This window comes from Leifsonia sp. SIMBA_070, from assembly GCF_046534635.1.
Classification (GTDB): domain Bacteria; phylum Actinomycetota; class Actinomycetes; order Actinomycetales; family Microbacteriaceae; genus Leifsonia.
On sequence record NZ_JAWRYK010000081.1, the window covers coordinates 1 to 350 of the forward strand.

The window sequence follows — 350 nt, forward strand, 5'->3', positions numbered from 1 at the left end:
GACTTCGCTGGCGGCATTGCGGTGCTGAATACCGGCCACCGCCACCCGAAGGTCGTCGAGGCCGCCAAGGCCCAGGAAGACCGTTTCACCCACACCAGCTTCCAGGTGATCCTCGGATTGCGCGCCGGACTCATCCTGGGGATCCTGTGCGGCAGGCTCGGTGACGGTCTCCGCTGCCTCGTCGCCGCCGGCTCCCGATTGATCCTGAGCCTCGTCCTGAGCCCAGGCCGAGAAAGCCAGAATCAGCGCCAGCAGCAGAACCGGCAGCTTGATTGAAGTTTTCATTGAACTGACCCCTCTAAATTCATGATTTGTGGATTTCTTTTGGTGCTCCGGATGTTAGCACAGGC

The 350-nt window shown here is 60.6% G+C and carries 1 protein-coding gene; it reads left to right on the top strand.

The genetic code is table 11. The features are described 5' to 3' along the window. Nucleotides 1-21: 21 nt before the first annotated feature. A complete protein-coding gene (locus tag SB754_RS19505; protein WP_410784053.1) occupies nucleotides 22-276 on the top strand; it encodes a hypothetical protein in 255 nt (84 codons plus the stop codon). Nucleotides 277-350 lie beyond the last annotated feature (74 nt).